This is a genomic window from Kitasatospora sp. NEAU-69, from assembly GCF_057158765.1.
On record NZ_JBWXUE010000009.1, the window covers coordinates 127,974 to 147,065 of the forward strand.

At 70.5% G+C, this 19,092-nt stretch carries 19 protein-coding genes; 11 read left to right on the top strand and 8 right to left on the bottom strand.

The window, feature by feature from the left end:
* Positions 1–6 precede the first annotated feature (6 nt).
* Complete coding sequence (locus AC060L_RS12935) at positions 7–1,338, top strand: hemolysin family protein (RefSeq protein ID WP_483798821.1); 1,332 nt, start codon at positions 7–9, stop codon at positions 1,336–1,338.
* A gap of 81 nt (positions 1,339–1,419) precedes the next feature.
* Here the strand turns inward: AC060L_RS12935 and AC060L_RS12940 are convergent, their stop codons facing one another.
* The gene (locus AC060L_RS12940) at positions 1,420–2,853 is read right to left on the bottom strand and encodes an MFS transporter (RefSeq protein WP_483798822.1); all 1,434 of its coding nucleotides are present in this window, start codon (positions 2,851–2,853) and stop codon (positions 1,420–1,422) included.
* 57 nt (positions 2,854–2,910) lie between these two features.
* On the opposite strand from AC060L_RS12940, the gene AC060L_RS12945 reads away from it, so the two are divergent.
* Entirely contained in the window at positions 2,911–3,807 is an 897-nt protein-coding gene (locus AC060L_RS12945; protein WP_483798823.1) for a helix-turn-helix transcriptional regulator, read from the top strand.
* A gap of 9 nt (positions 3,808–3,816) precedes the next feature.
* On the opposite strand, the gene AC060L_RS12950 is transcribed toward AC060L_RS12945, so the two are convergent.
* The 5 genes from AC060L_RS12950 to AC060L_RS12970 all read right to left on the bottom strand — a co-directional run bounded on the left by AC060L_RS12950 (position 3,817) and on the right by AC060L_RS12970 (position 8,872).
* A complete protein-coding gene (locus AC060L_RS12950) occupies positions 3,817–4,674 on the bottom strand; it encodes a hypothetical protein (RefSeq protein ID WP_483798824.1) in 858 nt (285 codons plus the stop codon).
* 437 nt (positions 4,675–5,111) lie between these two features.
* On the bottom strand, positions 5,112–6,245 hold the full coding sequence (locus AC060L_RS12955; RefSeq protein ID WP_483798825.1) for a hypothetical protein: 1,134 nt from the start codon (positions 6,243–6,245) through the stop codon (positions 5,112–5,114).
* Between the two features lie 9 nt (positions 6,246–6,254).
* Positions 6,255–6,929 (bottom strand): phosphoglycerate mutase family protein, encoded by a 675-nt coding sequence (locus tag AC060L_RS12960; protein ID WP_483798826.1) that lies wholly within the window; start codon positions 6,927–6,929, stop codon positions 6,255–6,257.
* Positions 6,930–6,939: 10 nt separating this feature from the next.
* Entirely contained in the window at positions 6,940–7,935 is a 996-nt protein-coding gene (locus AC060L_RS12965; RefSeq protein WP_483798827.1) for a nucleotidyltransferase domain-containing protein, read from the bottom strand.
* 34 nt (positions 7,936–7,969) lie between these two features.
* A complete protein-coding gene (locus tag AC060L_RS12970; RefSeq protein ID WP_483798828.1) occupies positions 7,970–8,872 on the bottom strand; it encodes a phosphotransferase in 903 nt (300 codons plus the stop codon).
* Between the two features lie 243 nt (positions 8,873–9,115).
* Here AC060L_RS12970 and AC060L_RS12975 point away from each other — a divergent pair, with 243 nt between their 5' ends.
* From AC060L_RS12975 to era, 6 genes are all read left to right on the top strand, one after another.
* Positions 9,116–10,390, top strand: coding sequence for a helix-turn-helix domain-containing protein (locus AC060L_RS12975; protein ID WP_483798829.1), 1,275 nt, complete (start codon positions 9,116–9,118; stop codon positions 10,388–10,390).
* On the top strand, positions 10,387–10,938 hold the full coding sequence (locus tag AC060L_RS12980) for a flavoprotein (protein ID WP_483798830.1): 552 nt from the start codon (positions 10,387–10,389) through the stop codon (positions 10,936–10,938). Before AC060L_RS12975 ends, AC060L_RS12980 begins: the two co-directional genes overlap by 4 nt.
* A gap of 146 nt (positions 10,939–11,084) precedes the next feature.
* Positions 11,085–12,080 carry an aldo/keto reductase gene (locus tag AC060L_RS12985; RefSeq protein WP_483798831.1) on the top strand — a complete coding sequence of 332 codons (996 nt, stop codon included), beginning with the start codon at positions 11,085–11,087 and terminating at the stop codon, positions 12,078–12,080.
* A 76-nt stretch (positions 12,081–12,156) separates the two neighbouring features.
* Positions 12,157–12,510 (top strand): cytidine deaminase, encoded by a 354-nt coding sequence (locus AC060L_RS12990; RefSeq protein ID WP_483798832.1) that lies wholly within the window; start codon positions 12,157–12,159, stop codon positions 12,508–12,510.
* 69 nt (positions 12,511–12,579) lie between these two features.
* On the top strand, positions 12,580–12,732 hold the full coding sequence (locus tag AC060L_RS12995; protein WP_483798833.1) for a hypothetical protein: 153 nt from the start codon (positions 12,580–12,582) through the stop codon (positions 12,730–12,732).
* An 87-nt stretch (positions 12,733–12,819) separates the two neighbouring features.
* Complete coding sequence (gene era / locus AC060L_RS13000) at positions 12,820–13,761, top strand: GTPase Era (RefSeq protein ID WP_483798834.1); 942 nt, start codon at positions 12,820–12,822, stop codon at positions 13,759–13,761.
* A gap of 29 nt (positions 13,762–13,790) precedes the next feature.
* Here the strand turns inward: era and AC060L_RS13005 are convergent, their stop codons facing one another.
* Positions 13,791–14,072, bottom strand: coding sequence for a protealysin inhibitor emfourin (locus tag AC060L_RS13005; protein WP_483798835.1), 282 nt, complete (start codon positions 14,070–14,072; stop codon positions 13,791–13,793).
* A gap of 137 nt (positions 14,073–14,209) precedes the next feature.
* Positions 14,210–15,226 (bottom strand): M4 family metallopeptidase, encoded by a 1,017-nt coding sequence (locus AC060L_RS13010; protein WP_483798836.1) that lies wholly within the window; start codon positions 15,224–15,226, stop codon positions 14,210–14,212.
* A 299-nt stretch (positions 15,227–15,525) separates the two neighbouring features.
* Between AC060L_RS13010 and leuA the strand changes: the two genes are divergently transcribed.
* The 3 genes from leuA (at position 15,526) to recO (ending at position 19,091) form a co-directional block, all read left to right on the top strand.
* Positions 15,526–17,307 carry a 2-isopropylmalate synthase gene (leuA, locus tag AC060L_RS13015; protein WP_483798837.1) on the top strand — a complete coding sequence of 594 codons (1,782 nt, stop codon included), beginning with the start codon at positions 15,526–15,528 and terminating at the stop codon, positions 17,305–17,307.
* Positions 17,308–17,510: 203 nt separating this feature from the next.
* Complete coding sequence (locus AC060L_RS13020; protein WP_483798838.1) at positions 17,511–18,176, top strand: TerB family tellurite resistance protein; 666 nt, start codon at positions 17,511–17,513, stop codon at positions 18,174–18,176.
* Between the two features lie 168 nt (positions 18,177–18,344).
* On the top strand, positions 18,345–19,091 hold the full coding sequence (gene recO / locus AC060L_RS13025) for a DNA repair protein RecO (RefSeq protein WP_483798839.1): 747 nt from the start codon (positions 18,345–18,347) through the stop codon (positions 19,089–19,091).
* The last annotated feature ends 1 nt before the right edge of the window (position 19,092 follow it).

Sequence of the window (19,092 nt, forward strand, 5' to 3'; positions counted from 1 at the left end):
TCCGTCATGAGTGGTGATAGTACGAGCTTCCTGGTCGGCGCCTTCCTGCTGGTCATGCTCGGCTGGCTGGCTGCCTGCGCGGAGGCGGGCATCTCCCGGGTCTCCCGGTTCCGCGCCGAGGAGGCGGTCCGCAACGGCCGCCGCGGCGCGGACCGACTGCTGACGCTGGCCAGTGACCCGATCCGCTACCTCAACCTGGCCACCCTGATCAGGGTGGCCAGCGAGATGGCGGCGGCGGTGCTGGTCACCGTGGTCTGCGTGCGCAACCTGCACGAGACCTGGCAGGCGGTGCTGCTGGCGTTCGGCGTGATGGTGCTGGTCTCGTACGTGGCGGTCGGCGTCTCGCCGCGCACCATCGGCCGCCAGCACCCGCTCACCACCGCGACGGCCTCCTCCTACGTGCTGCTGCCGCTGGCCCGGGTGCTCGGGCCGATCCCGCGGCTGCTGATCCTGCTCGGCAACGCGCTCACCCCGGGCAAGGGCTACCGCGAGGGGCCGTTCGCCTCCGAGGCCGAGCTGCGCGCGCTGGTCGACCTGGCCGAGAAGGACGACCTGATCGAGGACGACGAGCGCCGCATGGTGCACTCGGTCTTCGAGCTGGGCGACACGATCGTGCGCGAGGTGATGGTGCCGCGCACCGACCTGGTGATGATCGAGCGCCACAAGACCGTCCGCCAGGCGCTCACGCTGGCGCTGCGGTCCGGCTTCTCGCGGATCCCGGTGGTCGGCGACAACGAGGACGACGTGGTCGGCATCGTCTACCTCAAGGACCTGGTCCGGCGCACCCACGTGAACCGGGAGGCGGAGGCCGAGCAGGTGGACGCCGTGATGCGGCCGGCGGTCTTCATCCCGGACAGCAAGCCGGCCGGCGACCTGCTGCGCGAGATGCAGCAGAAGCGCTCGCACGTGGCGATCGTGATCGACGAGTACGGCGGCACGGCCGGGCTGGTCACGATCGAGGACATCCTGGAGGAGATCGTCGGCGAGATCACCGACGAGTACGACCGGGAGATCGCGCCGGTCGAGGACCTCGGCGACGGCTCCTTCCGGATCACCGCCCGGCTACTGGTCGAGGACCTCGGCGACCTGTTCGGCCTGGAGCTGGTGGACGAGGACGTCGAGACGGTCGGCGGCCTGCTCGCCAAGCACCTGGGCCGGGTGCCGATCCCCGGTTCGGCGTGCGAGCTGCCGGTCCCCGAGGACGGCCAGGCGGCGGACTCGGCGATAACCGCGATCCGGCTGATCGCCGAGAGCTCGGCCGGCCGCCGCAACCGGATCGGGACCGTGGTGGTCACCCCGGTCCGCCGCGCCTCGGGAGCCGGCGCCGCCGAGGACTGAAGCTTTACCGAACTGAACCGAGCCGCCGTGGACGGACCCAGCTGGGCCCGTCCACGGCGGCTCGGCGGATTGGCGGCTCGGTCACCCCGTCCGCCGCCAGGCCCGCAGGCCGAGCGCCAGCAGCAGCGCGACCGCCGCTACCACCGCCGCGTCCGTGCCCAGCCCCAGCCGGACCCCATCGAGCGTGGCCTGCGCGAAGGAGGCGCCGGCCGACCGCAGGCCGTCGATCCGGCTCGAAGCCAGCGCGCTCAGCAGCGGGATGCCGACCGTGAGGCCGACCTGCTGGGTGCTCGTCACCAGACCGGTGGCCAGCCCCTGCTCCTCGTCCGGCAGGCCCGAGGTCGCGGTGATGCTGTAGCCGACGATCGCCCAGAGGTGACCGAAGCAGGCCACCGAGCCGGCCAGCACGACCAGCCAGGTGCCGCCGTGCGCGCCGATCAGCACCATCGCGGCGGTGAAGACGGCCTGGATCAGCAGGCCCGCGACCAGCGTGCGCGGTGCGCCGATCCGTCCGATCACCTTCGGCGCGACCGAGCCGCCGAACGCCGCGGCCAGGCCGAGCACCCCGAAGACCAGGCCGCTGGCGCCCGGGCTCAGGCCGAGCACCTGCTGGAGGTAGAGCGAGCTCAGGAAGATCACCGAGCTCATCATCGCGAAGGTGGCCAGCCCGCCGATGTTGCCCCAGGCCACCGTGCGCCGCCGCAGCACCCGCAGCGAGACCAGCGGCTGCTCGGTGCGCGACTCGATCACCGCGAACGCGGTCAGCAGCAGCAGACCGGCGGCCAGGCCGACGATCACATCGGGGTGGCCGAAGCCGCGCTGGGCAGCGGTGGAGAGCGCGTAGATCAGCGCCAGCAGGCCGCCGGTGATGGTCACCGCGCCGGGCACGTCGATCCGCGGGCGCTCGGGCAGCTTGCTCTCGGTCAGCAGCTTCGGCGCGCCGATCAGCACGGCCGCGCCCATCAGCACGTTCAGCGCCATGGTGGAGCGCCAGCCGAGCGTCTGGGTGAGCACGCCGCCGAGCAGCATGCCGACCGTGAAGCCGAGCGAGAGCACCATCCCGGAGACGCCGAGCGCGCGGTCGCGTTCCGGCCCCTCGTGGAACGTGGTGGTCAGCAGCGCCATGCCGGCCGGGACGATCATCGCGGCGCCGATGCCCTGGAGCACCCGGCCGGTCAGGAACGACGCCGGATCCCAGGCCAGCGTGGCGAGCGCGGAGGCCGCGCTGAACACGACCAGGCCGGTCAGGAAGAGCCGGCGCCGTCCGTGCAGGTCGGCGATCCGGCCGAAGAGCAGCAGGAACCCGCCGGACGGCAGCGCGAAGGCGGTGACACCCCACTGGAGGTTGGCCTGGCTCAGGTGCAGGTCGGCACCGAGCGCGGGCAGCGCGACGTTCAGGATCGAGAAGTCGAGTGCGACCGCGAACTGGGCCGCGCAGAGGACGAGGAGGACGAGTTTGGACCGGACGCTCAGCGCTGCCGGTGCGGAGGCCGCTTCCGCGGTGGTGACTGCCATGCGTCCATACTTCGGCGATCGCGGACACCGTGGAGAGTGTCTACTTATCCTGTTGGTATGACCACCAGTCAGCAACGCCAGGAGATATCGGCCGATCCGGTGGACCCGGACGCCCGTCGCCGCCGCGAACTGCGCGAGTTCCTGATGAACCGCCGGGCCCGGGTCAGCCCGACCGAGGCCGGCCTGCCGGACGGCGGCGCCCGGCGCCGCACCCCCGGGCTGCGCCGGGAGGAGGTCGCGGTGCTCGCCGGCGTCGGGGTCTCCTGGTACCAGTGGCTGGAGCAGGGCCGGGACATCACGGTCTCCCCGCAGGTGCTGGACGCGGTCTCCCGGGTGCTGCTGCTGACCGGCGCCGAGCGGCGCCACCTCTACCTGCTGGCCGGCCTCAACCCGCCGCTGCCGGAGGCCGTCCGCGCCCCGCTCCCGGACGGGCTGCGCCGGCTGATCGACGCCTGGATGCCGTTCCCGGCGCAGATGCTGGACCCGTACTGGACCACCGTTGCGTTCAACGACGCCGCCGGGCTGGTCTTCGGCTACGGCGAGGGGGAGAGCAACTGCCTGGCGAACTACTTCCTGAACCCGATCTACCGCTCCCGGGACGCCAACTGGCAGACGAACGCGGCCGCGGTGGTCGCGCAGTTCCGCTCCGCCGCCTCGGAGAAGCCCGGCGACCCGCGCTACCAGGAGATCGTCGACGAACTCGCCGAGCAGAGCCAGGAGTTCGCGCGGCTCTGGGCGCGTGGCGACGTGCGCCCCGGCGGCCAGCTGGGCAAGGAGATCAGCCACCCGGTGGTCGGCGTGCTGTCCTTCGAGTCCACCCAGCTGCGGGTGCCGGAGCGGCCCGACCTCACCATCGTGCTGCACAACCCGCTCCCGGGCACCGACACCGCCGAGAAGCTGGAGTGGCTGACCAGCCCCGAGGGCCGGCGCGGCACCATGCGACCGGCGGGCTGACCGCCGGCGCTAGACCTGGGGGAGGTCCGGGTACCGCGTCTTGGCGGCCTGCACGTAGGAGGCCGGCATCTTGGCCTTGATCGCAGGATTGCCCGCCAGGGTGACGGCCTGATCCTGGGTCAGCGCCGGGACGGCCGGCACGTTGCCGGCGAAGAGGCAGCTGGAGATCTGGATCTCCAGGTTGAGGCCGTCGCTGCGCTGCACCGTGACGACGGTGTCCTGGATGCAGTTGCCCGGTTCGTGCTGCACCTGTATCGGCTCGCCGGCCGAGTCGGTGTGGCAGGCGCCGCCGCCGCCCGAGCAGTTCAGCGGACCGTTGCTCGGGTACATGCTGACCCCGAGCTGTCCGGTGCCGCCGGGGGTGTGCACCTGGGCGAACACGCTGGGGTAGGGGTCGCCGGCGGACGGCTGGCGGGCCTCGAAGTGATCAGCCGTCAGCCCGGCGGGCAGCGCCTGCACCACGGCGGCCAGGAGCGCCGGCGCGGTGACCGGGACCAACGGGCCGTCGCTGGGCAGCGGGGTGGTGGGCGCGGTGGTGGTGGCGGCGGTGGGTATCGACGAGCTGGCCGCGGCGCTGCTGGTGGGGGAGGAGGGGCTGTCGGTCTGGCTCGGCTGGGCGGCGGTGCTCGGGCTGGCGGTCGGGCTCGGCTGGCTGCTGACCGTGGCGGCGCCGGCCGCCGCTGAGCTGCTCTGCTGCGCGCTGGTGTGCCCGGAGCAGGCGCTCAGCAGCGCGACCACGACCGCCGCGGCGCCGACCAACGTGAGCCGTCGACTCCGGCGGGCGGCCGTCCGGGCCGGGGCGCCGATCGGTGCCTCGCCGTTGAGGGACGACTCCTCGCTCAAGGCGTGCCTGGGCTCGTGGTTCATGCCGGATCTCTCTCTGCTGGTGTGGGGACGCACGCGGGCCATGCGGATCCGCCACGCGCGTTCTGTCGGTCAGGATGGTTCCAGTGCCCGCTTCGGTTGCAGGGGGCGGTGCTCTTCTGCGCGTGGATGTGGAGCCGGAATGAATCCCATCACGAAGGCTCCCCGGCCGGTGCTCGGGGGCTGATCCGACGTTCGCCGCCGACTCCAGCCACCGCGAAAATCGTGTGACCCTCTCGAAGCGGGACGCTGCCGTTGGTGGAGCGCGGCCACGCCGGCGGAGATCGCCGGGGAGCTCAACGGTCTGCTGCGCGATCCCGAGGTGCGCGCGATCGTCGCGAGTGACGGCGGTCAGACGGCGTTCGGCTACCTGGAGGCACAACCCGGCCCGGCTGTTCCACACAGTGGTCAAGCCGAAAGCAGCGCCTTGGAGCGACCTGTCAGCTCTTTGCAGCGGTGGCCACTGTCCCGCTGGCGGCCATCACGCTGGCCAGCGCCTGCTTGTTTGTGATCCATTCGGTGTCACCAGCACAGATCGAGCGCTGTACGGCTCTGAGAGCGGCCTCGGTGGCCTCGGCGGGTTTGAGCAAGTGTGCCCGCATGTAGTGCTTGAGAATCGCAGGGAGTTGGTCTGGCCGAGTTGCAGTCTTGGCTCCCAGGGAGAAGAGCGGGAGGAACCACGCTTCAAAACCGTCCTTGATCGCCTGGGTGGCTCGGTACGCCTCGTACAGCGGCTGAAGGCTCGTGATGTGGTTGTACGGGAGATGGCCGTGGAGAGCGTACTGGAGGCGGGTGCCGTCGGCTTCGCGGAAGTGTTGGCCGTGGGCGGCGATGTGGTTGGCGGCGTTCTGGGTGATGGTCATGACGGCCGTGTCTGCTTCGTGCCGGCGGGCTGCGGCGAGGACGGTGGCGTGGATGCCGACGCGCGGGTCGAGGACGAGGCCGTTGAGGCCGAGCGGCGAGAGGTCGATGCCGTAGTCGCGGGTTCGGGAGAGGATCAGCCGCTCGGCGACGTTGGCGGCGGTGTGCTGGAGGTGCTTGGGCTGCTGGCGGCGGCTGGCATGGATGTCCGAGCGGTCGAGGACGGGGCGGTCCTTCGCGAGTTCGGCAACGAGGTGGAGGCCCGTGCGGTCCTGGGTGTCGGTGCTGCCGCAGGCGTTGCAGGGGTGGCCGCCGGGGCCGGTCATGTGGCCGCAGGACCGGCAGGTGGGGACGGTCTCGCGGCTGATGGTGAGGGTGCCGGCGAGGAGGTTGTTCTCGATCATCTCCAGCGCGAGGTTGGCGACCTCCGCGTCGGTGTCGGTCAGGATGCCGCCCACCGGGGACTGTCCTGACGGGTACTTGTCGGCTATCAGGTCGGCCTCGAACCGCTGGCGGGGGATCATCGGGCCCTCGGCCTGGCGGTGGCGGAGGTCTCCGGCGAGGGTGACGGTGTTCCACAGGTGGGGTGCCGGCGGTAAGCCGAGGATGGCGTTGAGGGCGGCTGCGAGGCGAATGCCGACGGCCTTGCCTGGCCGGGTGGCGAAGGTGAAGGGTCCGTTCTGGACGGGCCCGTTGAGGAACAGGTGTCGCACGGGCTCCTCCTAGATCGGCGGGGTGGTGGTTCCTGTTCGGGTGAACCGGCCGTCGTGCAGTTGGTAGTGGAGGATCGCGGCGTTGGGCATCTTGCCCTTCCGTTCCTCGGCGAGGATCTCGAGCAGGCTGCGGAGTTCGAGCAGGGATCGAAGGGCCACCGCCGCGGTCTGGTGAGTGAAGGCAACGACGGTGCGCGATTCATGGAGTTCGGCCTGGGCGAGGGCGGCGAACTCGGCGGCCCGGTTGAGGACGCCCTCGGCGAGTGACTCGCCGCCGCCTGGCGCGGTCCAGATGTGCTTGCGCAGGCGGCGGTCCTCGGCGAGTGCGGGGTAGCTGTCGTAGAGCTCGCGCTTGGTCATGTAGGTGGCGTCGCCGTAGTGCTGCTCGTCCAGGAGCGCGGTCTGTCGGGGCCAGCCATCGGGGAGGGCCGGCAGGGCGATCGCGGCGGTGTCGATCGCCCTGCGGTAGGTCGAGGTGTAGACATGCGGTTCGGGGCCCGCGAGTTGCGGGAGGACCTCGGCGAGCCACTGGGCCTGCCGGAAGCCGCGCGGGGTCAGGCCGACGACGGTGCGGGAGATGGCATGGGCGGCGGCTCCGCTGTAAGGGCGGGGGTCCTGGTAGAACCCGTTGTACTTGTCGGCGTTCTCGACGGACTCGGCGTGTCGGATGACGAGCAGGGGCAAGACGAGGCTCCTATCCCGCGAGGTTGGCGACGTAGGAGCCGCTGACGGTCCAGGGGGTGAGTTCGATGCCGAAGCCGCTGTGTTCGCCGTCCTGGGTGTGGACGAGCTTGCCGGACAGGTGCACGTTGTCGCCGGACCGGAAGGCACCGGTGTAGGCGCCGAGGTACGAGCGCATGTGGGTGATCCGGCGGGCGAAGGAGTCGGCCTCGTCGATGGTCGAACTGAGGATGGTCTTGACCTTGATCCCGTAGACGGCCGGGGTGGTGAGGCCCTCGGCGTGGTCGGTGATCTTGGCGAGGAGCGAGATCTCGCCGATCTCCTTGGAGGAGATCCGGGCGAAGGTCTTGTCGCGGTCGGAGCGGATGGGTTCGCAGTTGATGTGCGCGCCGGCGTTGGCGGTGAGTCCTTGGAGCTTGCGGCGTTCCTGCTTGATGAGGGCGTCGAACGAGCTGCCCTCCATGTACTTGGCCCGGCGGATGTACAGCCGGGTGAGGTCGTCTCCGTCGTACGGCCGGATCAGCTCGGTCTGTTGGAAGAGCTCCTGTGCGGCCTGGTAGCCCTCGGGTCCGTAGCAGACGAGGTCGATGTCGGAGCGCTCGTTGAAGCAGCCGACGAGGAAGGAGCCGGTGACGCCGATCAGACCCTGGGCGTCGTTCGCGGTGATCCACTCGGTGATCGCCAGGAGGTCCTTGCCAGCCGGGTTGTCGGCGACCGCGCCGGGGTCCTCGTGGATGGTGGCGAGGGCCTGGCGGCAGGAGTAGTGGACGGCCACGTCCTCGCGCGGGATGCCGGTGATGACGCAGCCGAGGGTGTCGGAGTAGACGTAGCACTCCGGCCTGCCGGCCAGGATGCCGAAGGACTTCGACACGACGCTGTTCTGTCGGTAGGTCCGGTCGAAGAGCCACCGGTCGCCCTTCTCGTCAGGGTGGTACTTGACGTAGCCGAGGTAGTGGCTGCCGGGGTGGCTGTCGCCGATGACCTTGAAGACGACGCCGTGGTGGTCCATCAGGTAGTCGCGGTCGCGAACGGTGGGAACCGGCCTACCGGTGTTCAGCGGTGAACCGTTCCAGAGTGGGGAAGGTGCCGGTGTCGATCGTGTTGGCCGACTCATACTGATCAAGTCCCATCGTGAAGAGGGTGCGGCGGTACTGCCACTTGATGTGCTTGTCGTGCCGCGTGGGGTCGGTGGGCCGCATGAGGGCGAGGAAGAAGAAGCACTTGACGAGCAGGAAATCGCCCAGGTGCTCGCTCACCCGCTGCCCGATCAGGGATGCGGTGGTCTCGTCGAGTGCGCCGGTGTAGGCGGCGCGCTGTTCCGGGGTGATGCTGTAGCCCTTGCCACCGCCCTTGAACGCCACGATGTCGAGCGCGGGGTAGACGTCGTAGCCGAACGGGACCGGTCCGTGGTGCTGCCAGTCGATGACCCCGGCTGCAAGCACGTTGGGCAGGCCGTAGTCCAGATGTCCGTGGACGGTGGGCAGCTGTGCCATCCGGTCGAGCGCCTGCTTGACCGCCTTGCGGACTCGCGGGGTGTCGAAGTCCGGGTTCTCCTCGAAGACCTCCTTGGCGAAGGCGGCCTTTTCGAACCACGGAGAGGCGAGCAGCGGGTGCCTGGCCTGGGCCTGCAGGAGTTTGGAGGAGACGGCGGCTGCCATGCCGATGACCTGGTAGCTGACTTGTCCGTCCCGTTGGGCGTCAGCGAGTGCCTCCTCGTGCAGCGAGGTGTTGCCCAGGGAACGCTCGATGACGAAGTAGCCCTCGTTCTCGATCCCCGTGCCGACGATCTCCGGCACGGGGTAGCCGAGACCGGCGGCCAGCCGTTGGAACTCGCTCTCCTTCCACAGGTCCTCGCCGCCGGTCCGCTTGTAGAGCAGGCCGTCGGCGGACCTCCACACAGCTCCCTGCGTGGCCGTTCTGTCCTTCACGAACTCCCAGTTACTCATCCATCCATCCTTCTCCTGGAGCAGTGCATGCGAGAGACCGCGGACGGGTCTCGGTCATGCGGGAGCGGGGGACCGCAAGCTGCGAGGGTGGTCGAGCTGTTGACGACCAGACAACTCCTCTCGATCGCGCGCGGTTAGGGCATGGGCTCCGCGTGCATGATCCATGCAGATCGTGCATGACGGGTTGTCCTGATGCGGCTACGCCCGGTTCGCCAGGCAGGATCAGCGTTGGCAGGAGGAACCATGTCGCGGACGGCCAAGGGACACTCCGCTGCGGGTGGGATCGGAGAAGTGATCCGTCGCGCACGAGTGTTGAGCGGACGGTCGCAGGCGGACGTGGCTACCGAACTGGGCTACCACCAGTCGAAGATCAGCCGGTTGGAGAGCGGTAAGGGGACGCAGGACATCGACGTCCTGCGCGCTGTCGCAGCCGTGCTCGACATCCCACCGGGAAGCCTTGGCCTGTCCTCCTGTACCAGTGCGGACAGCAGGACGGACGACATGCACCGTCGCAACTTCCTGGCCGCGAGTGTCGTCGCGCTCGCGGCGCCGACACCTCCTCTCCGCGTGGGAGCAGAGCTGGTCCAGGCGCTGCTGCCTGGGGCCGTTCCAGCCGAGCACGCGCCACAACCCCAGGCCGCACTCGCGGCCCGGCTCTCCCGGGCCCGGAGGCTCTTCTACACCTGCCAGTACGCCGAACTCGAAGGCGCGCTACCGCCGCTGATCGCCGACCTCCGCCAGGCGCGGGAGGCTGCCCGCGGCGGGGATCAGCTCCTGTCCGGGCTCCTCGCGACGGCGTACCAGACCGCGGTCAGCCTGTTACTCAAGCTCGGCGACCACGGCAACGCCTGGCTCGCCGTCGGCCGTGCCATGGCCGAGGCCGAACGGAGCGCCGACCCCGTCGTGATGGCCTCCAGCGTCCGCGTCCAGGCGCACGTCCTCGCGCGCGACCGGCACACCGCGCCCGCCGTCACCCTCATCCGGCACACCGCCGACCAGCTCTCCGGCAGCTATGACCGGCGCCCACCCGAGTACCTCGCTGCACTGGGGCTCATGCTCCTTCGCGGGGTTACGGCCGCGAGCTCCGGCGGGGACCGCGCTACCACCGCCGAGTTCCTCGCAGAGGCCCAGGAGGTCGCGCGCTACGTCGACCTCGACGGTCCCGAAGCCTGGGCGAACTTCAGCCCGACCAACGTCGCGCTCCACTCGGTGAGCGCCTCGGTCGTCCTCGGCGACGCGGGAACGGCGCTGGAAGCCGCCCAGCCCCTGATGCGCAGGCGTATCCCGGTCCCCGAGCGTCGGGCAGCACTGTGGGTGGAGGCTGCACGGGCCTACAGCCAGCAGGGCAGACTGGCCGAGGGATACAAAGCGCTCAGGATCGCGGAGAGCTGTGCCTCGGAGGACATCCGCCGACGGCCCAGCGTGCTCGAGCTGGCCGGTGACATGGCCGCTCGCGACCGGCGCGGCGCCGTCCCGGAACTTCGCCGTTTCTGCCAGGAGCTGGGAGTCCAGGTTTGACCGAGCACCGCGAGCCGTTCCTGTACGTTGTCGTCTGCGCCTCAGGCATCGCTGACGGTGTGAGTGAGCTGATCACAGCAGCCCACGCCGAAGGCTGGAAGGTCGGCGTGATCGCCACCCCCAACGGGCTCGGTTTCATAGACCAGGAAGCCATCGAGGCTCAGACGGGCTACCCGATCCGTTCGGCTTGGCGCACGCCCAGCATCCCGCAGCCGTTCCCTCCGGCCGACGCCATTGCGGTCGCGCCCGCGACGTTCAACACGATCAACAAGTGGGCTGCCGGCATCTCTGACACGCTCGCGCTCGGCATCCTCTGCGAGGCGTACGGACTCGGCATCCCCGTGGCCATCCAGCCGTACGTCAACTCGGCCCAGGCGGCACACCCGGCGTACGGCGAGAGCCTGGCCAGGCTCCGGTCCATGGGCGTCCTGATCGGCGACTACGTGCCCCATAAGCCCAAGGCCGGCGGAGGGCGGGACAGCTACAGCTGGACCCACGTCCTCGACCTGCTTCGCCCGGCGGCGCAGTCAATCACAGAGACGGAGTAGTCCGTCCATGACGCGTTGATGCGTGCCTCGGCTTCCGATCAACGTTCCAACCTGGCCGATGAGTCCACGGGGGTGAATGTGGCGCCGTACGGCCAGCCGTTCGAAATCAGTGGACGGTGTGTCAGTTTCCTTGTATGCCTTGCTGCATGACCTCTCTCCCCACGCGTTCGCTCGGCTCCCTGACGACCTCGGCCATCGGGTTCGGGGCGATGGTGCTCTCGCCCGGCATGTATGGCGACATCGACGAGGAGCGCGGGCTGACCGCCCTTCACTCAGCGTTGGACGCCGGGGCGACGATGATCGACACCGCTGATGGCTACGGCGTCGATGGGCACAACGAGCAGTTGGTCGGCCGGGCGATCCGGGGGCGGCGGGACGACGTAGTGGTCGCTACCAAGTTCGGGTTCCGGATCCCGGACGGTGCCGAGGTGCACCGCTTCCCCGTGAATGCCGCGTTCGAGGAGCTCGGCGTCAACTGTGACCCGAAGTACGTCCGTGGGTATGCCGAGCAGTCGCTGCGCAACCTTGGTACCGATGTGATCGACCTCTACTACCCGCACTTCCCGGACCCCGTGGTCCCGTTCGAGGAGACCGTCGGCGCGGTCGCCGAGCTGGTCGAGGACGGGCTGGTCCGCCACCTCGGGCTCTCCAACGTCACCGCCGCGCAGCTGCGCCAGGCTCATGCCGTGCACCCGGTGGCGGCCGTGCAGACCGAGTGGTCGATGTGGCGGCCGGTTGACGCCGAGCTGCTGGACGCTGCCCGTGAGCTGGGCGTCGGCGTGGTGGCGTGGAGCCCGCTCGGCGGCGGCTTCCTCACCGGCACCGTCCAGGAGATCGGCGCAGACGACTTCCGCCGCAACCTGAACCGCTTCGACGACGCCAATCTGCGCACCAACAACGACCGCTACGCGCCGCTGCGCTCGATCGCGGCCGAGCTGGAGCTGGCGCCCGGCCAGCTGGCGCTCGCCTGGCTGCTGCACCAGTACGAGCGTGTGGTGCCGATCCCCGGCAGCCGCACGCCCGCGCACATCGCGGAGAACCTCGCCGCCGCGACCGTCGAGCTGAGCCCGCAGACGCTGGCCCGGGTCGCGGAGGCGCTCGCGGGCTTCGAGCCGGCGGGCGGCGCGATGTTCGGCGGCTGAGCGCGCGAGCGCGCGAGCGCGCGAGAAGGGTGTCCCGGCGCGCGGGCCCGCCCGCGCGCTCGGCCGGTGGCGGCCTATGCTCGGCGGCATGACTGACCTTGATCCCGAAGACCAGAAGATCCTCACGCTGGCCCGCTCGATCCGGGCCCGCAACGGTGTCGCCGAGGGTGCGGCCGTGCGGGACGAGACCGGCCGCACGTATGTCGCCGGCACGGTCGAGCTCGCCTCGCTGCGGCTGACCGCCGTGCAGACGGCGGTCGCAATGGCGGTGGCCAGCGGCGCCAAGGGCCTGGAGGCTGCGGCCGTGGTGTCCGCCGCCGAGAGCGCCGCGGATGCGGACCTGGCGGCCGTGCGGGACCTCGGTGGCGCCGGCACCCCGCTGCTGCTGGCCGGTCCGGATGGCACGCTGCGCCTGCGTGCGGAGGCCTGAGGCAAAAGGCGGGCTCAAGCCTGGAGATCCGAAAAGCCGATAATCTCACTCCCAAGGGGAGGGGGAAGCATGATCGGTGTTCTCGGGTTCTTCGGCTGCTTACTGCTGGTGGTGATGGGCTTCGGGCGCTGGCACGAGACCCACTCGCCGTACTGGCTGGGCGGCTCGCTGGCGCTGCTGGTGGTCACCCTGATCGGTGGTCTGACCTCGCGGAAGAAGTGACCGCAGAAGTCGCCGCAGAAGCGACCGTGGCCCGCGCCGGTGGCGGCGCGGGCGAGCGGACAGTGGTGATCAGGGAGAATGGTCCTCATGAGCGACACCTCCTCCGCCCCGGCAGTCCCCTACCGCTCGGGTTTCGCGTGCTTCGTCGGCCGCCCCAACGCGGGCAAGTCGACCCTGACCAACGCCCTGGTGGGAACGAAGGTCGCGATCACCTCCGACCGCCCGCAGACCACCCGGCACACCGTGCGCGGCATCGTGCACCGTCCCGAGGCACAGCTCGTGCTGGTGGACACCCCCGGCCTGCACAAGCCGCGCACCCTGCTCGGTGAGCGGCTCAACGATCTGGTCCGCAGCACCTGGGCCGAGGTCGACGTGATCGGCTTCTGCCTGCCCGCCGACCAGAAGCTCGGCCCCGGCGACAAGTTCATCGCCAAGGAACTGGCCGAGGTCAAGAAGACCCCCAAGGTGGCGATCGTCACCAAGACCGACCTGGTCGACTCCAAGCGCCTGGCCGAGCAGCTGATCGCGATCTCGCAGCTCGGCGCCGAGCTGGGCATCGAGTGGGCCGAGATCATCCCGGTCTCGGCCGTCGGCGACAAGCAGGTCGACCTGCTGGCCGACCTGCTCACCCCGCTGCTGCCGACCGGCCCGCCGCTCTACCCGGACGGCGACCTGACCGACGAGCCCGAGCAGATCATGGTCGCCGAGCTGATCCGCGAGGCGGCCCTGGAAGGCGTCCGGGACGAGCTGCCGCACTCGCTCGCCGTGGTGGTCGAGGAGATGATCCCGCGCGAGGGTCGCCCCGCCGACCGTCCGCTGCTGGACATCCACGCGAACGTCTACATCGAGCGGCAGAGCCAGAAGGCGATCGTGATCGGCGCCAAGGGCGCCCGGCTGAAGCACGTGGGCACCACCGCGCGCAAGCACATCGAGGCGCTGCTCGGCATGCCGGTCTACCTGGACCTGCACGTCAAGGTCGCCAAGGACTGGCAGCGCGACCCCAAGCAGCTGCGCAAGCTCGGTTTCTGACGCCGAGACAGTACGAAGAACAAGGGCCGTCAGTCCGGCGGGAGCGGGGTTCCCTGGTGCAGCACCAGGGAGACCAGCTCCCGCTGGGAGTCCGTCAGCCTCGGGTCGGCGCAGTGCACGGTGCGCCCGTCCACGGTGATCTCGTAGTGGTAGCCGTCCGGCACGCCGTACGCGGGTGAGCGGGACGCGCCCGCGACCGCCTCGCGCGCGAGCGCGTGCACGTGCGGCGCGTCGACCCGATCGCAGCTGTAGAGCTCGGCCCGCACGGCGAGCCCCGCGAAGCCGCCGGTCCTGGTCACCCGTATACGCATGGTCGTCAGTCTGCTACGCAAACGTGCCGGGCTGCCACACGCTACGGCGTGTCCCCGTGGCCTGTTCCGCGTGTGGGCCCGGCTGCCGGGCCCACACGCGTTCGGTCGGGCTCAGTGTCAGGGCTCAGTGTCAGGGCTCAGTCGGCCGGCAGGCCGACCTGCTTCCAGGCCCCCGCCACCGCCTCGGCGACCGGCCCGTCCCCGTACCGGGCGCGGGCGGCCGCGAGGGTGGCCCGGGCGAAGCCGGCGAAGTCGGTGTCCGGGCGCAGCTTCCCGCCGGTCAGCGTGTCGAACCAGATCTGCCCGGCCTTCTCCCAGGCGGCGCCGCCGAGTTCGCAGGCGAGCAGCTGGAACGCACGGTTCGGGATGCCGGAGTTGATGTGCACCCCGCCGTTGTCGTCCGCGGTCTCGACGTAGCCGTCCATCGAGCCGGGCTGCGGGTCGCGGCCGAGCCGGACGTCGTCGTACGCCGTGCCGGGCGCCTTCATCGAGCGCAGCGCGACCCCGTGCACGCCCGGCCCGAGCAGTCCGGCGCCGATCAGCCAGTCCGCGGCGTCCACCCGCTGGCCGAGCGCGTACTGCTTGACCAGGGTGCCGAAGACGTCCGCCACCGACTCGTTCAGCGCGCCGGCCTGCCCCTGGTACTCCAGCGCCGCCGTGTACTGCACCAGCCCGTGGGTCAGCTCGTGCCCGATCACCTCGGGGCAGGCGGTGAAGTCGCCGAAGGTCACGCCGTCGCCGTCGCCGAAGACCATCCGCCGGCCGTCCCAGAACGCGTTGTCGTACTCTCGCCCGTAGTGCACGCTCGCGTGCAGCGGCAGGCCCTCGCCGTCCACCGAGCGGCGGCCGTAGACCTCCAGCAGCAGTGCGAGGGTGGCGCCGAGGCCGTCGTAGGCCCGGTTGACGGCCGGGTCGGCGGTCGGCGGGCCGCCCTCGGTGCGCACCGTGCGGCCGGGTAGCTGCCGGCTGTGGCCGGCGTCCGCGATGGTCCGCCCGTGCCGGCCGGCGGGCAGCACCCGCAGCGTCTCGACGGCGGCCGCGCGGCCGGTGCGCACCAGGCGGTCGAGTTCGAGCGAGCGGCGGGCGCCCTCGTCGCCGCGCTCGGCGAGGCGGTCCAGCAGGTACGGCGGGATGATCGTGCAGAACTGCGTCATACGGTCCAGGGTCACCGATCGGTGACTCGCTGTCACGTGCGCGCACCGTCTCAAGGGGTGGAAAGGTCACCGGCATCACTTCGGCGGTGCCCGGTCCTGGGCTACGCTCGATCCCATGCGTTACGGGCTGCTTCTTCTTAGCTGCCGCGGCGAGGCCCTGTAGACCTTTCAGAGGCCGGCTCCCTCGCCGCGGGGTCTGTGCTGGGCGCATTCCAATGCTGTTGTGCGCCGCACCAGTCGGCCCGTCGGGTGATTCGCCCCCGACCCGCCCGCCTCCGAAGAGACGAGAGTCCCTCCCCATGACTGAGCAGTCCTCGATCGCTCGCGCGTTCATCGACCGTCCGACCCCGATCACCGCCGCCACCGTGCGCCAGCAGCCGTCCGGCATGCCGTTCGGCCGGTACGTACCGTTCGGCACCGTGGACCTGCCGGACCGCACCTGGCCGAGCAAGGTGATCACCAAGGCGCCGCGCTGGCTCTCCACCGACCTGCGGGACGGCAACCAGGCGCTGATCGACCCGATGTCGCCGGCCCGCAAGCGCAAGATGTTCGACCTGCTGGTCTCGATGGGCTACAAGGAGATCGAGGTCGGTTTCCCGTCCTCCGGCGCGACCGACTTCGAGTTCGTCCGCTCGCTGATCAACGAGGGCGCGATCCCCGAGGACGTCACGATCTCGGTGCTGACCCAGGCCCGCGAGGACCTGATCGAGCGCACCGTGGAGTCGCTGATCGGTGCGCCGCGCGCGACCGTGCACCTGTACAACGCGACCTCGCCGCTGTTCCGCCGGGTGGTCTTCCGCGGCAGCAAGGAGGACATCAAGGCGATCGCCGTGGACGGCACCCGCCTGGTGATGGAGTACGCCGAGAAGCTGCTGGGCGATGACACGGCCTTCGGCTACGAGTACTCGCCGGAGATCTTCATCGACACCGAGCTGGACTTCGCCCTGGAGGTCTGCGAGGGCGTGATGGACGTCTGGCAGCCCGGCGAGGGCCGCGAGATCATCCTGAACCTGCCCACCACGGTGGAGCGGTCCACGCCGAACGTCTACGCGGACAAGATCGAGTGGATGTCGCGCCACCTGTCGCGCCGCGAGTTCGTCTGCCTGTCCACCCACCCGCACAACGACCGTGGCACCGGCGTCGCCTCGGCCGAGCTGGCCGTGATGGCCGGCGCGGACCGGGTCGAGGGCTGCCTGTTCGGCCAGGGCGAGCGGACCGGCAACCTGGACCTGGTGAACGTCGGGATGAACCTGTTCTCGCAGGGCGTCGACCCGATGATCGACTTCTCGAACATCGACGAGATCCGCCGCACCTACGAGTACTGCAACCAGATGAACGTACCGGAGCGCCACCCCTACGCCGGTGACCTGGTCTACACCTCCTTCTCCGGCTCGCACCAGGACGCGATCAAGAAGGGCTTCGACGCGCTGGAGGCCGACGCGGCCGCGGCCGGCGTGCCGGTCGGCGCGTACACCTGGGGCGTGCCGTACCTGCCGATCGACCCGAAGGACGTCGGCCGCTCCTACGAGGCGGTCATCCGGGTCAACAGCCAGTCCGGCAAGGGCGGCATCGCCTACGTGCTGAAGAACGACCACAAGCTGGACCTGCCGCGCCGGATGCAGATCGAGTTCTCCCGGATCATCCAGGCGAAGACCGACGCCGAGGGCGGCGAGGTCACCCCGGCCGACATCTGGGCGGTCTTCCAGGACGAGTACCTGCCGACCCCGCAGAACCCGTGGGGCCGGATCGCGCTGGGCGAGCAGCAGAGCCTGACCACCGGGGACGGCCGGGACGCGCTGGCGGTGGCCGCGAGCGTGGACGGCGCCGCGGTCGAGCTGACCGGTTCCGGCAACGGCCCGGTCTCCGCCTTCGCCGACGCGCTGGCCGGCGTCGGGGTGGACGTGCGGGTGCTGGACTACGCCGAGCACGCGCTGAGCGAGGGTGGCGACGCCCAGGCCGCCGCGTACGTCGAGTGCGCGGTGGACGGCCGGGTGCTGTGGGGCGTCGGCATCGACGCCAACACCGTGCGCGCCTCGCTGAAGGCGATCATCAGCGCCGTCAACCGGGCGGCGCGCAACTAATTCGATCGGGTGGCCCAGGATCACGAAGTGTGTCCTGGGCCACATTTTTTGCCGTCCACAGCCGTTCGGGGTACTGACACGTGGCGGCAACCGTGGCAACATCGACGCACCGGAAACGGGGTCGGTGGGACGGCCTCCACTTCCGGTCGCGTGACCTGCCCGTAGTCGTGCAGGCCGCCTGCCAGGTCTGGGGAGTTGGCGCCGTGACACGGTTGTGGGGTGTTCGCCCTCGCTGGCGAACGGATGTACTCGGCGACTTCTTCTGCCCGGGCTGCGGTGGAGACCGCAACTACCGCCGGCAGCACGGCCGGCGGTGGCTGCGGTTGCTCGGCACCCCGCTGCTGCCGCTCGGGCCGGTGCTCGGCAGCGTGCAGTGCACCGCCTGCCTCGGCCGTTACGGCATCGAGAGCCTGGAACAGCCCACCTGCGTGCGGCTCACCGGCCTGCTCCGCGACGCGCAGTACACCGTCGCACTGACCCTGCTCGCGGCCGGCGGCACCGGTTCCGCACCGGCCAGGACCGAGGCCTGCGAGCTGATCCGCACGGCCGGCTTCGAGGACTGCGGCGAGGCCCAGGTGCTGGCCGCGCTCGCCGCGCTCTGCGGATACACCGCGGGCGAGCCGTTCGACCTGCACGGCCTCGGCAGCGGCCTGGCCGTCGAACTGCACGCCGCACTCGAACCCCTGGCGCCGCACCTGGCGCAGCAGGGCCGCGAACGGCTGCTGCTGCAGGGAGCCAGGATCGCGCTGGCCGACGGCCGCTACCTGCCGCAGGAACGCACGGCCCTGGCCACCGTCGGCGGCTGCCTGCGGCTGAGCACCGAGGCGGTGGACCGGCTGCTGGAGGCGGCCACCCGCACGCCGCACTGACGCGCTGCCCGCACGCCGCACTGACGGCTGCCCCGCCGCACCGACGGCTACCCCTTGAGCTGGGCCCGACCCCCCTCCGGGCCCGCCGCGTCCCGCACCGGCCCCCGTACAACTGGTGCGGGCTCTCGGCTGCCCCGAGCGGTCGCACGGGTAGGGGAGAATGGGCCCATGAGTCTGATCCGTGACGACGGCGTCGTGCTGCGCGCCCAGAAGCTCGGCGAGGCCGACCGGATCATCACGCTGCTCACCCGCCAGCACGGCAAGGTCCGCGCGGTGGCCCGGGGCGTGCGCAAGACCAAGTCGAAGTTCGGCGCCCGGCTGGAACCCTTCTCCCACGTTGACGTGCAGTTCTTCAGCCGGGGCAGCGAGCTGGTCGGCCGTTCGCTGCCGCTCTGCACCCAGGTCGAGACGATCGCCCCGTACGGCGGCGGGATCGTCACCGACTACGGCCGCTACACCGCCGGCACCGCCATGCTGGAGACGGCGGAACGTTTCGCCGAGAACGAGGGCGAGCCGGCCGTCCAGCAGTACCTGTTGCTGGTCGGCGGCCTGCGCACGCTCGCCGCCGGGCTGCACGAGTCGCACCTGGTGATGGACGCGTTCCTGCTGCGCTCACTGGCCGTCAACGGCTACGGCGCCAGCTTCACCGACTGCGCGAAGTGCGGCCTCGACGGACCCAACCGGTTCTTCTCGCTCCAGGCCGGCGGCGTGCTCTGCGCGGACTGCCGAGTGCCCGGTTGTGCCGTACCCTCCCCTGAGACACTGGTTCTGCTCGGCGCGCTGCTCTCCGGAGACTGGCAGACGGCGGACGCCTGTGAACCCAGGTACTGGCGGGAGGGCAGCGGTCTGGTCGCCGCCTACCTGCAGTGGCACCTTGAGCGGGGTATCCGCTCGATGAGATACGTGGAGAAGTGAG

What these genes read in the sequence shown, in the direction of transcription:
- AC060L_RS12935 (WP_483798821.1), top strand. Translation starts at nt 7, where the DNA reads ATGAGTGGTGATAGTACGAGCTTCCTGGTCGGCGCCTTCCTGCTGGTC.
- AC060L_RS12940 (WP_483798822.1), bottom strand. Translation starts at nt 2,853, where the DNA reads ATGGCAGTCACCACCGCGGAAGCGGCCTCCGCACCGGCAGCGCTGAGC.
- AC060L_RS12945 (WP_483798823.1), top strand. Translation starts at nt 2,911, where the DNA reads ATGACCACCAGTCAGCAACGCCAGGAGATATCGGCCGATCCGGTGGAC.
- AC060L_RS12950 (WP_483798824.1), bottom strand. Translation starts at nt 4,674, where the DNA reads ATGAACCACGAGCCCAGGCACGCCTTGAGCGAGGAGTCGTCCCTCAAC.
- AC060L_RS12965 (WP_483798827.1), bottom strand. Translation starts at nt 7,935, where the DNA reads ATGGACCACCACGGCGTCGTCTTCAAGGTCATCGGCGACAGCCACCCC.
- AC060L_RS12970 (WP_483798828.1), bottom strand. Translation starts at nt 8,872, where the DNA reads ATGAGTAACTGGGAGTTCGTGAAGGACAGAACGGCCACGCAGGGAGCT.
- AC060L_RS12975 (WP_483798829.1), top strand. Translation starts at nt 9,116, where the DNA reads ATGTCGCGGACGGCCAAGGGACACTCCGCTGCGGGTGGGATCGGAGAA.
- AC060L_RS12985 (WP_483798831.1), top strand. Translation starts at nt 11,085, where the DNA reads ATGACCTCTCTCCCCACGCGTTCGCTCGGCTCCCTGACGACCTCGGCC.
- AC060L_RS12990 (WP_483798832.1), top strand. Translation starts at nt 12,157, where the DNA reads ATGCTCGGCGGCATGACTGACCTTGATCCCGAAGACCAGAAGATCCTC.
- AC060L_RS12995 (WP_483798833.1), top strand. Translation starts at nt 12,580, where the DNA reads ATGATCGGTGTTCTCGGGTTCTTCGGCTGCTTACTGCTGGTGGTGATG.
- era (WP_483798834.1), top strand. Translation starts at nt 12,820, where the DNA reads ATGAGCGACACCTCCTCCGCCCCGGCAGTCCCCTACCGCTCGGGTTTC.
- AC060L_RS13005 (WP_483798835.1), bottom strand. Translation starts at nt 14,072, where the DNA reads ATGCGTATACGGGTGACCAGGACCGGCGGCTTCGCGGGGCTCGCCGTG.
- AC060L_RS13010 (WP_483798836.1), bottom strand. Translation starts at nt 15,226, where the DNA reads ATGACGCAGTTCTGCACGATCATCCCGCCGTACCTGCTGGACCGCCTC.
- leuA (WP_483798837.1), top strand. Translation starts at nt 15,526, where the DNA reads ATGACTGAGCAGTCCTCGATCGCTCGCGCGTTCATCGACCGTCCGACC.
- recO (WP_483798839.1), top strand. Translation starts at nt 18,345, where the DNA reads ATGAGTCTGATCCGTGACGACGGCGTCGTGCTGCGCGCCCAGAAGCTC.